The sequence below is a fragment of the Pseudomonas sp. 22072 genome (genome assembly GCF_052046095.1).
GTDB classification, from domain to species: Bacteria; Pseudomonadota; Gammaproteobacteria; order Pseudomonadales; family Pseudomonadaceae; genus Aquipseudomonas; species Aquipseudomonas paracarnis.
The window spans coordinates 26,077-39,528 of sequence record NZ_JBQEQE010000037.1 but is presented as its reverse complement, the minus strand read 5'-3'; the positions used below and the strand labels follow the sequence as shown (position 1 = coordinate 39,528).

General features: G+C 61.0%; 10 protein-coding genes and 4 tRNA genes. 6 read left to right on the top strand and 8 right to left on the bottom strand.

Annotated features, from left to right (window positions below):
- Positions 1-2 precede the first annotated feature (2 nt).
- From ACTJLA_RS24810 to ACTJLA_RS24795, 4 genes are all read right to left on the bottom strand, one after another.
- Positions 3-75 (bottom strand) — tRNA-His (locus ACTJLA_RS24810).
- 77 nt (positions 76-152) lie between these two features.
- A tRNA-Leu gene (locus ACTJLA_RS24805) sits at positions 153-237 on the bottom strand.
- Positions 238-294: 57 nt separating this feature from the next.
- Positions 295-370, bottom strand: a tRNA-His gene (locus ACTJLA_RS24800).
- Positions 371-402: 32 nt separating this feature from the next.
- Positions 403-479, bottom strand: a tRNA-Arg gene (locus tag ACTJLA_RS24795).
- Positions 480-754: 275 nt separating this feature from the next.
- Between ACTJLA_RS24795 and folD the strand changes: the two genes are divergently transcribed.
- Together folD and pbpG are read left to right on the top strand one after the other, a co-directional pair.
- Positions 755-1,609, top strand: a complete 855-nt coding sequence (gene folD / locus ACTJLA_RS24790; RefSeq protein ID WP_003192259.1) for a bifunctional methylenetetrahydrofolate dehydrogenase/methenyltetrahydrofolate cyclohydrolase FolD — start codon at positions 755-757, stop codon at positions 1,607-1,609.
- A 207-nt stretch (positions 1,610-1,816) separates the two neighbouring features.
- On the top strand, positions 1,817-2,740 hold the full coding sequence (gene pbpG / locus ACTJLA_RS24785) for a D-alanyl-D-alanine endopeptidase (RefSeq protein WP_236455073.1): 924 nt from the start codon (positions 1,817-1,819) through the stop codon (positions 2,738-2,740).
- A gap of 43 nt (positions 2,741-2,783) precedes the next feature.
- On the opposite strand, the gene ACTJLA_RS24780 is transcribed toward pbpG, so the two are convergent.
- On the bottom strand, positions 2,784-3,449 hold the full coding sequence (locus tag ACTJLA_RS24780; RefSeq protein ID WP_314550300.1) for a peptidase C39 family protein: 666 nt from the start codon (positions 3,447-3,449) through the stop codon (positions 2,784-2,786).
- 212 nt (positions 3,450-3,661) lie between these two features.
- Here ACTJLA_RS24780 and ACTJLA_RS24775 point away from each other — a divergent pair, with 212 nt between their 5' ends.
- Positions 3,662-3,823, top strand: a complete 162-nt coding sequence (locus ACTJLA_RS24775; protein ID WP_164919344.1) for a hypothetical protein — start codon at positions 3,662-3,664, stop codon at positions 3,821-3,823.
- Here the strand turns inward: ACTJLA_RS24775 and ACTJLA_RS24770 are convergent.
- A complete protein-coding gene (locus ACTJLA_RS24770) occupies positions 3,820-4,230 on the bottom strand; it encodes a PA0061/PA0062 family lipoprotein (protein ID WP_259038759.1) in 411 nt (136 codons plus the stop codon). The genes ACTJLA_RS24775 and ACTJLA_RS24770 overlap by 4 nt on opposite strands.
- Before the next feature lie 206 nt (positions 4,231-4,436).
- Between ACTJLA_RS24770 and ACTJLA_RS24765 the strand changes: the two genes are divergently transcribed.
- Genes ACTJLA_RS24765 through ACTJLA_RS24755 form a run of 3 tightly spaced genes read left to right on the top strand, consistent with a single transcriptional unit; the run spans position 4,437 to position 10,216 of the window.
- Positions 4,437-7,658: an efflux RND transporter permease subunit gene (locus ACTJLA_RS24765; RefSeq protein ID WP_314550304.1), complete on the top strand. Its 3,222-nt coding sequence runs from the start codon at positions 4,437-4,439 to the stop codon at positions 7,656-7,658.
- Complete coding sequence (locus ACTJLA_RS24760; RefSeq protein ID WP_034127953.1) at positions 7,648-8,817, top strand: efflux RND transporter periplasmic adaptor subunit; 1,170 nt, start codon at positions 7,648-7,650, stop codon at positions 8,815-8,817. The genes ACTJLA_RS24765 and ACTJLA_RS24760 overlap by 11 nt, the downstream gene beginning before the upstream one ends.
- Positions 8,801-10,216 (top strand): efflux transporter outer membrane subunit, encoded by a 1,416-nt coding sequence (locus ACTJLA_RS24755; RefSeq protein WP_314550307.1) that lies wholly within the window; start codon positions 8,801-8,803, stop codon positions 10,214-10,216. The genes ACTJLA_RS24760 and ACTJLA_RS24755 overlap by 17 nt, the downstream gene beginning before the upstream one ends.
- A 123-nt stretch (positions 10,217-10,339) precedes the next feature.
- On the opposite strand, the gene ACTJLA_RS24750 is transcribed toward ACTJLA_RS24755, so the two are convergent.
- Positions 10,340-11,623, bottom strand: a complete 1,284-nt coding sequence (locus ACTJLA_RS24750; RefSeq protein ID WP_314550308.1) for a Zn-dependent hydrolase — start codon at positions 11,621-11,623, stop codon at positions 10,340-10,342.
- A gap of 145 nt (positions 11,624-11,768) precedes the next feature.
- The gene (locus ACTJLA_RS24745; RefSeq protein WP_034127956.1) at positions 11,769-13,256 is read right to left on the bottom strand and encodes an NCS1 family nucleobase:cation symporter-1; all 1,488 of its coding nucleotides are present in this window, start codon (positions 13,254-13,256) and stop codon (positions 11,769-11,771) included.
- Between the last annotated feature and the right edge of the window lie 196 nt (positions 13,257-13,452).

Genomic DNA, 13,452 nt, shown 5'->3' with positions numbered 1-13,452 from the left:
GGGGTGGACGAAGGGGATCGAACCCTCGACAACGGGAGTCACAATCCCGTGCTCTACCAACTGAGCTACGCCCACCATATTGCGTTAACAAAGAAACCAAACCACTTCTTTGTTGAGCCCTGCCCCGCCTGACGACCGGGAAAAGCTTTAATTGGTGCGGATGAAGAGACTCGAACTCTTACGCCTCGCGGCGCTGGAACCTAAATCCAGTGTGTCTACCAATTCCACCACATCCGCGCTTGAAGCTCTTAAAGCAAAGGCGCCAGACTGTTAAATCTGGCGCCTTTCAGAATATGGGGTGGACGAAGGGGATCGAACCCTCGACAACGGGAGTCACAATCCCGTGCTCTACCAACTGAGCTACGCCCACCATATAGCGCTACTTGTGCCAAAGCTGCCTAATGGCGCACCCGGCAGGACTCGAACCTGCGACCATCCGCTTAGAAGGCGGATGCTCTATCCAGCTGAGCTACGGGCGCCTTATTAATCTGTACTCTTGGAGGATTACAAACTAAGTGCTTCCAGCCTTGCAGTACAACTATTCTGCTCGACCTTCTTAACCAGTGCTAGGCTGTGCCCGACAAGTGCGACGAATAGTATAGATGCCCTGGAAACCCGTCAAATCTTTTTTGAAAAAAACTGATTTTATTTAAGGGGTTAGGGCAATTTGCAGACCAAGCGCCTTTGCCCTCGCGCCTTGGCATGCGAGAATGCGCGCACTTTTCTTCCCCCTCTCGATGGTTAATCACGCGTAATGACTGCACAACTTATCGACGGCAAATCAATCGCCGCCAGCCTGCGCCAGCAGATCGCCAAACGAGTCACCGAGCGCAGCCAGCAAGGCCTGCGCACGCCTGGCCTCGCGGTGATCCTGGTCGGCAGCGATCCTGCCTCTCAGGTTTATGTCTCGCACAAGCGTAAAGACTGTGAAGAGGTCGGCTTTATTTCCAAGGCCTACGACTTGCCTTCGGACACCACTCAACAGGCCCTGACCGACCTGATTGACAGCCTCAACGATGACCCGGGCATGGACGGCATCCTCCTGCAACTGCCGCTGCCAGAGCATTTGGACGCCTCCAAACTGCTTGAGCGCATCCGCCCGGACAAAGACGTCGACGGTTTCCACCCTTATAACGTCGGCCGCCTGGCCCAACGCATTCCCCTGCTGCGCCCATGCACGCCTAAAGGCATCATGACGCTGCTGGAAAGCACCGGTGTCGACCTGTACGGCCTTGACGCTGTGGTGGTGGGCGCATCGAACATCGTCGGTCGCCCGATGGCCATGGAGCTGCTGCTGGCCGGCTGCACCGTGACCGTCACCCATCGCTTCACCAAGGACCTCGCCGGCCACGTCGGCCGTGCCGACCTGGTGGTAGTCGCCGCCGGCAAGCCGGGCCTGGTCAAGGGTGAGTGGATCAAGGAAGGCGCCATCGTTATTGACGTGGGTATCAACCGCCAGGAAGACGGCAAGTTGGTGGGCGACGTGGTGTATGAAACCGCCCTGCCCCGAGCAGGCTGGATCACGCCGGTCCCCGGCGGTGTCGGGCCGATGACCCGGGCCTGCTTGCTGGAAAACACCTTATATGCAGCGGAAACGCTGCACGGTTAATAACCAGAGGTGATGAAAAAGCCCTGCCTTAGCGCAGGGCTTTTTATTGCCCGTAAAAAAACCGTTTTTTCTTAGTTTTTAGGCACTTTCGTCTGGTTCTAGAAGAACATTCGACAGTTCTTCATCCATACTCCTAAAATGTAACGTCATTTGTCTTAAGACCCGTTCTACAACGGCATTTCCTTACTTTTTAGCGAGTTCATCCGCGTGAAAATTCGTCTTTCTATTGTCAGCCTGTTTTTTGCGTTAACAGGCACCTTCGCCCACGCCGCCGAATCCACCCTGGCCCCGCGTGACGCCTCCAAGCTGCAGATCGCCTCCGGCAGCGCCATGCTGGTCGACTTGCAGACCAATAAAGTCATTTATTCCAGCAACCCTGACGTGGTGGTACCTATCGCCTCGGTGAGCAAGCTGATGACTGGCCTGATCGTACTCGAAGCCAAGCAGAACATGGACGAATACATCGACATCAACATCACCGACACGCCCGAGATGAAAGGCGTGTTCTCCCGGGTGAAGATCGGCAGCCAGATGCCACGCAAGGAAATGCTGCTGATCGCGCTGATGTCTTCGGAAAACCGCGCCGCCGCCAGCCTCGCCCACCACTATCCAGGCGGTTACGCGGCCTTCATTGCCGCGATGAACGCCAAGGCCAAGTCCCTGGGCATGACCAGCACCCACTACGTGGAGCCCACCGGCCTGTCGATCCATAACGTGTCGACCGCCCGCGACCTGAGCAAGCTGCTGGCCTATGCGCGCAAGTTTCCGATGCTGAGCCAGTTGAGCACCACCAAGGAAAAGACCGTGTCGTTCCGCAAGCCTAATTACACCTTGGGCTTCTCCAACACCGATCACCTGATCAACCGCGCCAACTGGGATATCAAGCTGACCAAGACCGGTTTCACCAACCAGGCCGGCCATTGCCTGGTGTTGGTGACGAGCATGGGCAATCGCCCGGTGTCGCTGGTGATTCTGGATGCCTTTGGCAAGTTCACCCATTTTGCCGATGCCAGCCGTATTCGTAGCTGGGTCGAGACCGGCAAAGGCGGCGCAGTGCCGGATGTGGCGCTGCGTTACAAGGCCGATAAAAACCTCAAGAACCGAGCGACCGCTGCGGAAGTGCGTCGATAAGCAACGGTTTTAGTGTGGGAGCGGGNCCCACACTATTTGAGCTTCACTTCTTCTCTGCCAACACCTTGAGCGCCTGGGCCGCCGCTTGCTCCTGCCCCGCCTGCGCCGTGGCGTTGGCCGCATCGCGCCAGCGCTGCACGTCCACATTGGCCGGCAACTGGCTCGGGCGCTGGGTCAGAATGGCCCAATGGCCCGCGCTCGCCCACGCCGACTCGAAGTCGCTGAAGCTCATGATCAGCCGGCGCTCGTTGCCAGAGCGCAACAGCACCGTACTCTTCTGTTGGTTGAACCCCACCACCACGACATAGCGCGCCCCGGACCAATAACTGGCGTTGATCCGCGCCATCACCGGGTAACCCGCCGCCACCTGCGCCAGCACGGCGGTCAGCTTGGCCTCCAGTGGATACACCATCAGCCCGTATTCACGTGCCAACACTTGCATGTTGCGCTCAAGGTCCGCCTCGGCGCCGGGCAGGTGCAGCGGTTTATCAAGCAAACCCGGTGTCATGACAATGCCTTGTTGCGACAGCATGCTGGCAAGTGCCGTAGGACCGCTCTGATAAGCCTCGCTGCGAAAGGTCGGCACGCCAGTGAGTTCAACGCGCTCCGGCAAGCCTGGCAGTTTCGATGGTGTGCTGCTGGCACAGGCCGCCAGCCCAAGGGCAGCGGCGAGCAGCAAGGAGGTTTTAACGTTCGACCGTAAGCGCAATTTTTTCACTCTCTTGATCAACTGCCGGTAAAGGCCTCCGATCATAGGGCGCCCCGCCCCGCCGGTATAGCCCACTGGCTCAGTAAAGCGGCGCTGATAGAGCAAAGAAGTTGGACCGACTCGACCATTGGTCAATAGCAGGCAACCGCCAGCTGACTAGACTGTCCATTGAGAAGACTGTGTGTGCCCCAAGTGGGCGAAAGGAGGCCCGAATGAGCCTTGCGACAACGATTTTCCTGTTGATCTGTGGTTGGCTGGCCGTCGCCGCCGCCATGCTGTGGGGAGTCATGCGCGTGACGCGCCGGCATCATCACCCCCACGTCAAACCTGCTGCACCCGCAGAACCGCACAAGGCGACGGCGCATCACGCCTAGCCAGGCATGCAATTGAAGTCCTGGGTCGCGGCAATTTCCTTGCCGTGGCCGTCCTCAAGAGACGCGCGCACCGTGGTGCCCAGGCTCGACTCCACCAGGGTGTAGTGCTCACCTGCCTTGAAATGCTTGTACTCGATGCGGCCCTGGCAGTCCTGCTGGTTGTCATCACCCGGCTCGTCTTCAAATAAAGTCACGTCCAGGCGATGGTCACCCGGGGTCACCTCAAAATAGCGCCCATCGTCCACCCGCTTGCCATCGACACGCTCGGCCATCAGGTCATTCGGCGCTTCTTCCTGCAAGCCGATCCAGGCTTCGCTGGGGTCCGCCTTGGGGATCGGGCCGGCGCAGGCCGACAGTAAACAGACAAAGCCAAGGGCGGGAACTAACAACAGTGGTTTGAGTGACATGACAGGGCTCCAAAGGGCATGAATGAAAAGTTCGTATCCGATGGCTGACAAGCTTGATGAGCCGCCCTTCCTGGAACAAATGAATCCCTATGAAAGTATCTTCAGCCCTTGACTAAAACTTCCTTCACCTGGCTGAAAGGTGCGTGTTAGGTGGGTCGGTCAAGACTGCCGGGGTTTGCAATCCTGCTCTTCTCGGAGACTCACGCATGCTCGGGCTGGTAAAGACCGCACTGCACAAGCCGTACACCTTCATCGTGCTGGCTATATTCATCTGCATCATCGGGCCGATGGCGGCCCTGCGTACACCCACGGATGTTTTTCCCGATATCGGCATTCCCGTGGTCGCCGTGGTGTGGCAGTACAACGGCCTGTCTCCGGACGCCATGGCCGGCCGGGTGATCTACACCTACGAACGCTCCCTGAGCACCACCGTCAACGACATCGAGCATATCGAGTCGCAATCGTTGCCCGGCATGGGCATCGTCAAGATCTTCTTCCAGCCTGGCGTCGATATCCGTACCGCCAATGCCCAGGTCACGGCGGTGTCACAAACCGTGCTCAAGCAAATGCCACCGGGCATCACCCCGCCGCTGATCCTCAACTACAGCGCCTCCACGGTGCCGATCCTGCAAATGGCGTTCTCCAGCCCCAGCCTTTCGGAAGCCAAAATTCGCGACCTGGTGCAGAACAATATCCGCCTGCCCTTGAGCGCCCTGCCCGGCCTGGCCATGCCCACCCCAATGGGTGGCAAGCAACGGCAGATCACCCTCGACCTCGACCCTCAAGCCCTGGCCGCCAAAGGCTTGTCGGCCCAAGACGTGGGCAACGCCCTGGCGCTGCAGAACCAGATCATCCCGGTGGGCACCGCCAAGCTCGGCCCCAACGAATACACGATCCTGCTCAACAACAGCCCCAAGGCGATTGATGAGCTCAACGACTTGCCGATCAAGACCGTCGACGGTGCGCTGATCACCATCGGCCAAGTGGCCCATGTGCGCGACGGTTCACCACCGCAAACCAATATCGTGCGGGTCGACGGCCATCGCGCCGTGCTGATGCCGGCGCTGAAAAACGGCAGCATCTCCACGCTGTCGATCATCGACGGTATCCGGCAGATGCTGCCGCGCATCAACGAAACCTTGCCACCGTCGCTGAAAACCTCGCTGCTGGGCGATGCTTCGGTGTTCGTCAAGCAGTCGGTGGGCAGCGTGGCCCAGGAAGGCATCATTGCCGCACTGCTCACCAGTGCGATGATCCTGCTGTTTCTCGGCAGTTGGCGCTCAACCTTGATCATCGCCGCGTCGATTCCCCTGGCAGTGCTGTCGGCCATCGCGCTGTTGGCCGTCAGTGGGCAAACCCTCAACGTAATGACATTGGGCGGGCTGGCGTTGGCGGTGGGCATCCTGGTGGACGACGCCACGGTGACCATCGAAAACATCAACTGGCACCTGGAGCAAGGCAAGGCGGTGAAGGCCGCGATTCTCGACGGCGCCGCGCAAATCGTCGGCCCGGCTTTCGTCTCGCTGTTGTGCATCTGCATCGTGTTCGTGCCGATGTTTTTGCTGCAAGGCATCGCCGGTTACCTGTTCCGGCCAATGGCGCTGGCGGTGATCTTTGCCATGGCCAGTTCGTTCATTCTCTCGCGTACCCTGGTGCCGACGCTGGCGATGTATTTGCTCAAACCACATAGGCCGGAGGCAGGCGCGGGGCATCATCCGGAAGATGCATTCATCAATCACCACGAGGGTGAACAGCACTTGAGGCCGCGCAATGCGTTGCTGCAATCGGTGCTGAATTTTCAACAGGGATTCGAACGGCACTTTTCCAATATCCGCGACACCTACCATGGCCTGCTGACGCTGGCGCTGGGCGCACGCAAGCGCTTTATTGTCGGGTTCCTGGCCTGCGTACTCGCGTCGTTCCTGCTGTTGCCGAGCCTGGGCCAGGACTTTTTCCCGGCCACCGATGCGGGTGCCTTGGCCCTGCATGTGCGCTTGCCACTGGGCACGCGCATCGAAGAAAGCGCCGCGGCGTTCGATCGCATCGAAGCACGGATTCGCGAGGTTATCCCGGCCGAAGAACTGGACACCATCGTCGACAATATTGGCATTCCGCTCAGCGGCATCGACATGGCCTACAGCAGCAGCGGCACCATCGGCCCGCAGGACGGTGACATCCAGGTCAGCTTGAAAACGCACCACGCGCCCACCGCCGACTATGTGAAAAAACTGCGTGAAGCCCTGCCGCAAAGTTTCCCCGGCAGCCACTTTGCGTTCCTGCCCGCCGACATCAGCAGCCAGATCCTCAACTTCGGCGCTCCCGCCCCTCTGGACGTCAAAATCTCCGGGCGCAATGACGCGGAAAACCGCGCCTATGCCGTCGAGCTTGAACGGCGCTTGCAACATGTACCGGGGATTGCCGACCTGCGCATCCAGCAGTCCACCGGCTACCCCTCGCTGCAAGTAAACGTGGACCGCATGCGCGCCAATGGCCTGGGCATCACCGAGCGTGACGTCACCAACAGCATGGTCGCCTCCCTCGCCGGCAGCTCGCAAACCGCGCCGACCTTCTGGCTCAACCCGGCCAACGGCGTGTCTTACTCCATCGTCGCCGCCACCCCGCAATACCGCCTCGACAGCCTGCCGTCCCTGGAAGCGCTGCCAGTGACCGGTGCCGATGGGCAGGCGCAAATTCTCGGCGGCGTAGCAACCATCTCCCGGGTACAAAGCCCGGCCGTGGTGACCCACTACAACATCCAGCCGACCCTGGACCTGTACGCCAACGTGCAAGGCCGCGACCTCGGCGGTGTGGCCCGCGATGTGCAAAAGGTGCTGGATGACACTGCGTCCCTGCGCCCCAAAGGCGCGACCATCAGCCTGCACGGGCAGATCGATGCGCTGCATGAGGCGTTCAGTGGTTTGAGCTTCGGACTGCTCGGCGCGGTGGTGCTGATCTACTTGCTGATCGTGGTCAACTTCCAATCATGGGCCGACCCTTTTGTGATCATCACGGCGTTGCCGGCAGCATTGGCGGGCATCGTGTGGATGCTGTTTCTCAGTGGCACCTCGTTGTCGGTGCCAGCACTCACCGGCGCCATCTTGTGCATGGGTGTGGCCACCGCCAACTCGATCCTGGTGGTGAGCTTCTGCCGTGAGCGCCTGGCCGAACATGGCGATGCGTTGAAAGCCGCGCTGGAAGCCGGCTATACGCGCTTTCGCCCGGTGTGCATGACTGCCCTAGCAATGATCATCGGCATGTTGCCCCTGGCCATTTCCGAAGAGCAGAACGCCCCGCTCGGCCGGGCGGTCATCGGTGGTCTGGTCTTCGCCACCATCGCCACTTTGTTGTTTGTTCCCGTGGTCTTCAGCCAGGTCCACGGTCGTCATCCTACTCGCGCAACTGCTGGAGAAACGCCCCATGTCGCCTGATCAAAAACCCTCGCGCAAGCGTCTGATGCTCCTGGGTGTCGGTGGCCTGACGTTGGCTGCCCTGTTAGTCGCCAGCGGCCTGCACGCGCGTACGCTGCACGAGCAGTCGGTCACCGCCTGGACCGAAGCCGCCGCCGTCCCCCAGGTAATGGTGTTCCAACCCAAGCCAAACGCCGGCGGTGACACCCTGCGCCTGCCCGCCCACCTGGACGCATGGAGCAAAGCGGCGATCCATGCGCGTGTCAGCGGCTACTTGAAGGACTGGAAAGTCGACATCGGTGCCCAGGTCAAGGCCGGGCAAATCCTCGCCGAAATCGACAGCCCAGACCTCGACCAACAACTGGCCCAGGCCCATGCCCGCCTGATCCAGCAACAAGCCAATGCACGCCTGGCAGCCACCACGGCGACCCGCTGGCAAAACCTGCTGGCCAGCCATTCGGTATCGCGCCAGGACGCCGATGAGAAAACCTCCAACGCCGCAGCCGCCAAGGCCAACACCGAAGCCGCGGCAGCGGACTACGCACGACTGTGCGCCCTGGAAAGCTACAAGACCCTTCGAGCGCCATTCGCTGGCACCATCACTGCCCGCAACACGGACATCGGCCAGTTGATCAAGGCCGATAACGCCAGCGATCCGGAACTGTTCAACATTGCCGACACCCACCAATTGCGCTTGTACGTGCCGGTGCCGCAGAACTATGCAGCGGTCATTCATACGGGCCTTGAGGCCGAACTGACCGTCCCCGAGCACCCCGGCGAGCACTTCAAGGCACGCCTGATCGGTGACTCCACTGCCATCGACCGCCGCTCTGGCACCCTGCTCGCCCAGTTCGTTGCCGACAACCCCAACGGCGAACTGCTGCCAGGCGATTACGCCGAAGTCACCCTGCCGATTCCGGCCGATACCCATGGCGTGAGCATCCCGGCCAGCGCCTTGATCTTCCGCGCCCAGGGCACCCAGGTTGCGGTACTGGACGGTCGCAACCATGTGCACCTGCAAGACATTCATATTGGCCTGGACCTCGGCGAGCGCCTGGTGATCGACCAAGGCCTGAAGCCTGCTGACCGCATCATCGACAACCCGCCCGACGCCCTGCGCGAAGGCGACCCGGTGCAACTGGCCGACGCCTCGGGAGGTGCGCATGCGCCCAAGGCTTAAGCCGCTGGCGGCACTGATGGTACTGGCGTTGCAGGGTTGCTCAATGGCGCCCACCTATACGGTGCCGTCGATTGACCTGCCCGCCCACTACCGCGAACAAACCAGCGATGGCCCCTGGCACAGCGCGCAACCGTCGGATCAACTGGCGCCCCAGTGGTGGCAGCTTTACAACGATTCGCGCCTGAACGCGCTGCAACAGCAACTGCTCAAGGCCAACCCGGACCTGGCCGCGGCGCTGGCGCATTTCGATGCGTCCCAGGCCTACGCCAGTCAACTGCACGCGGGCCTTTTCCCGCAAATCACCGCCAGCGCGCAACCGCTGCGCCAACGTCAATCGGATTCACGACCGCTACGCGGCACTACACAGCCGTCGGTGTACAACAGCAATACCGCTGGGTTCTCCCTGGGTTACGACCTCGACCTGTGGGGCAGAATCCGCAACCAGGTCGCTGCGGGCGATGCCCAGGCGCAAGCGTCCTTTGATGATCTGGTGGTGGTGCGCCTGAGCCTGCAACAGCAGTTGGCGAGCCTGTATGTGCAGCTCAATGGGCTGGATGCACAGGGCCGAATCCTCAACACGTCGTTGCAGGACTTCAGCCAAGCGTTGCAACTGACCCGCAGCCGTTATGAAGGCCAGATTGCGTCGGAACTGGACCTGACCCGCGCGCAAAACCAACTGGCCGAAGCCAAGGCGCAACTGGACGAAGTGCGTGGCCAGCGCAACCTCGCCGAGCATGCCATCGGCGAATTGGTGGGCGTGACGGCCAGTGATTTTTCATTGCCGCCCAGCCCGCAGTTAATGGCGTTGCCAAGCATTCCGGCGCAGTTGCCCAGCCACTTGCTGCAGCGTCGTCCAGACATTGCCGCAGCTGAACGTCGTGTGTTTGCGGCCAACGCAACGATCGGCGTGGCCAAGGCGGCGTGGTTCCCGGATTTCAGTTTGACCGGTGTGCTGGGCGGGCAGACCCAAGGCGTTGGCAACCTGCTGTCCGCCGGCAACCGGTATTGGGCACTGGGGCCGCTGATGAACCTGCCGATCTTCGATGGCGGACGCTTGAGCGCCAACGAGCGCCAGGCCAAGGCCGAATTCGAGGAAGCCTCGGCACAGTACCGTAGCCACGTATTGAAAGCCGTGCGTGAGGTGGAAGATAACCTCGCGCAACTGCGGGATTTGCAGCAGCAAGCCGAGGACGAACAAGCGGCCGCAGAGGCGGCGCAACATACCCAGGCCTTGGCGATGAACAGCTATCAGGCCGGGGCGGTGAGTTACCTGGACGTGGTCACCGCCCAAACCGCCGCGTTGCAGGCACAGAGAACGTTGCAGGCGGTGCAGACCCGGCAGTTGCAGGCGAGCGTGGGACTTTTGACCGCACTCGGCGGCGGCTGGCAGCCGGGTTAATAGCCTGCTAATGATCGTTCCCACGCTCTGCGTGGGAACGCCGCTCAGGACGCTCTGCGTCTGCCTCTAAAATCGTGACGCGGAGCGTCACAGGGTGCATTCCCACGCGGAGCGTGGGAACGATCAGGCCGCGAGCTGGCCGCTGGCAATGGCCGCTGAAGCGGCTACCATGGCGCGCAACAACACCGCACACCCCGCCGCCAGGTCGTCCGGCGCGGCATTTTCGATTTCGTTGTGGCTGATGCCGCCTTCACACGGTACAAAGATCATCCCCGCCGGGCCCAGCTCAGCCACGAAAATCGCGTCGTGCCCTGCCCCGCTGACGATGTCCATGTTCGACAAGCCCAAGCCATTGGCGGCATCGCGCACCGCCTCCACGCAGCCTTTGTCGAAGTACAGCGGCGGGAAGTCCGCCGTGGGCTGCATGTCGAAACTCAAGCCATGTTTGGCGCAGGTGTCCTCGATCACCTGACGCACCTGGGCAATCATCGAGTCCAGCCGTGCCGGTTCCAAGTGACGAAAATCCAGGGTCATGCGCACCTCACCGGGAATCACGTTGCGCGATCCCGGATACGCTTGCAGGCACCCCACCGTGCCGCATGCATGCGGCTGGTGCGCCAACGCCGCCGCGTTCACGGCGGCCACCACCGCTGCCGCGCCTACCAGGGCATCCTTGCGCAAGTGCATGGGTGTAGGGCCGGCATGGGCTTCAACACCGCGCAGCTTCAGGTCAAACCACTTTTGCCCGAGGGCGCCGAGCACCACGCCGATGGTTTTGTGTTCATCCTCCAGAATCGGCCCTTGTTCGATATGGGCCTCGAAATACGCGCCGACCTTATGCCCGCTGACCGACCGTGTTCCGGCATAACCAATCGCGTTCAACGCATCCCCCACGCTGACGCCGTCCGTATCGACCTTGGCCAGGGTATCGGCGAGGCTGAACTTCTCGGCAAACACCCCTGAGCCCATCATGCACGGCGGGAAACGCGAGCCTTCTTCGTTGGTCCATACCACCACTTCCAGCGGCGCCTCGGTTTCCACATTCAGGTCGTTAAGGGTGCGCAGCACTTCCACACCGGCCAGCACGCCGAAGCAACCGTCGAACTTGCCGCCGGTGGGCTGGGTGTCGATATGGCTGCCGGTCATCACCGGTGGCAGGTCGGGATTGCGGCCGGGACGGCGCGCAAAGATATTGCCGATGCCGTCGATGGTCACGGTGCAACCCGCCGCTTCACACCACTGCACGAAGCGATCGCGAGCCTTGCGGTCGAGGTCGGTAAGGGCCAGGCGACACACTCCGCCTTTGGGGGTGGCGCCGAGTTTGGCCAGGTCCATCAGCGACTGCCACAGACGGTCGCGGTTGATGTGCTGATGGGTCGATTGCAGAACGTCGAGGGCAGCGTTCATGGGGGTCTCCTCAGGCTACAGGTTCTTATGAATTAACGCGGTCAACTGTGGGAGCTGGCTTGCCTGCGATAGCGGTGTGTCAGCCGACACGGCTTTAACTGATAGTCCGCTATCGCAGGCAAGCCAGCTCCCACCTGAACCGTGTTTACAACGGGGATTTGGCGGTGAGTGGAGTGCTAGCGCGCTTGGCATTGAGCCCGTAATACAACACCCCGCCCAACGCCGAGCCGGTGAACCAGCCGTAGCTGTAGAACCAGCTGAACGCATCGCTGCCCAGCGACAGCAGCGTCAGCACCACCGGTACGCCAAAGGCGACAAAGCCGCTCCAGTTCCAGGCCGGGTACACGTCGTCGCGGTACAGGCCGGCCAGGTCCAACTGTTGTCTGCGGGTGATGAAATAGTCCACCACCATGATCCCGGCAATCGGCCCCAGCAGGCTTGAATAGCCCAGCAGCCAATTGGAATACACGGTTTCCAGGCTGACGTCCGAGACAATCAGCCCGAGTTTTTTCAGCAGTTCATGGGCCATCAACGCCAGCCCTACCAGGCCGGTGAGGATCACCGCCGTAGTGCGGTTGATCAGCTTGGGCGCGATGTTCTGGAAGTCGTTGGTGGGCGAGACGATGTTCGCCGCAGTGTTGGTGGACAAGGTGGCGACGATGATCAGCGCCATGGCGATGGCCACCCACACCGGGCTCTGGATATGACCAATCAGGCTCACCGGATCGGAGACGCTCACCCCCACCAGTTTCACCGAGGCGGCGGTCATGACCACGCCGAGGGCGGCGAACAGGAACATGGTCAGCGGCAAGCCGAAGATCTGCCCCAGAATCTGGTCTTTCTGGCTGTTGGCGTAGCGGCTGAAGTCGGGAATGTTCAGTGACAAGGTGGCCCAGAAGCCCACCATCGCCGTAAGCCCCGCCATGAAGTAACCGGTGAGGCTGGCGCCTTCGGGGCGCTTGGGTGGAATAGCCATCAGCTCGCTGAGGGACACGTTCGGCATCGCCCATACCAGCAGACCAACTCCTACGGCGACCAACAGCGGCGCCGACAAGGTTTCCAGGCGCTTGATCGACTCGGCGCCACGCAGCACCACCCACAGGTTCAAGCACCAGAACAGCATGAAACCGATCACCTCTCCGGTACCGCCGAGGGCTTTCCAGCCGTCGAAAATCGAGCCCAGGAACAGGTGGATCGCCAGCCCGCCGAACATCGTCTGGATACCAAACCAGCCGCAGGCCACCAGCGCGCGGATCAGGCACGGTACGTTGGAGCCGAGGATGCCAAAGGACGAACGCAACAGCACCGGAAACGGAATGCCGTACTTGGTGCCGGGAAACGCGTTGAGGGTCAGCGGGATCAACACCACGATATTGGCCAGCAGGATCGCCATCAGCGCCTCCCCCACCGACAGCCCGAAATACGCCGTGAGCACCCCACCCAGCGTGTAGGTGGGCACGCAGATTGACATGCCGACCCACAGCGCAGTGATGTGCCATTTGTTCCAGGTGCGCTCGTGCACTTTGGTAGGTGCCATATCGTGGTTGTAGCGAGGGCTGTCGAGGACGTCGGGGCCGGCGTCGAGTTCGTACAGGCCGTTGCGCTCGATGACTTGCGATCTGTTCTGTTGCATGGCCGCTCCACGGTTTTTTTAAAATTATTGTTGCTCACCTGCACGCTAGGTTCAGGTGGCCGGAGTACCGCATCAACAACATGACATCCAGGGTTCCGGCCAACTGCCCGTGCACTCAATAACCGTGCCGACAACCGCCTCTGAACCCGCACCGCTTGTATAACTTGCTGATGTTTATCAGCTTTCCAATTGAGCC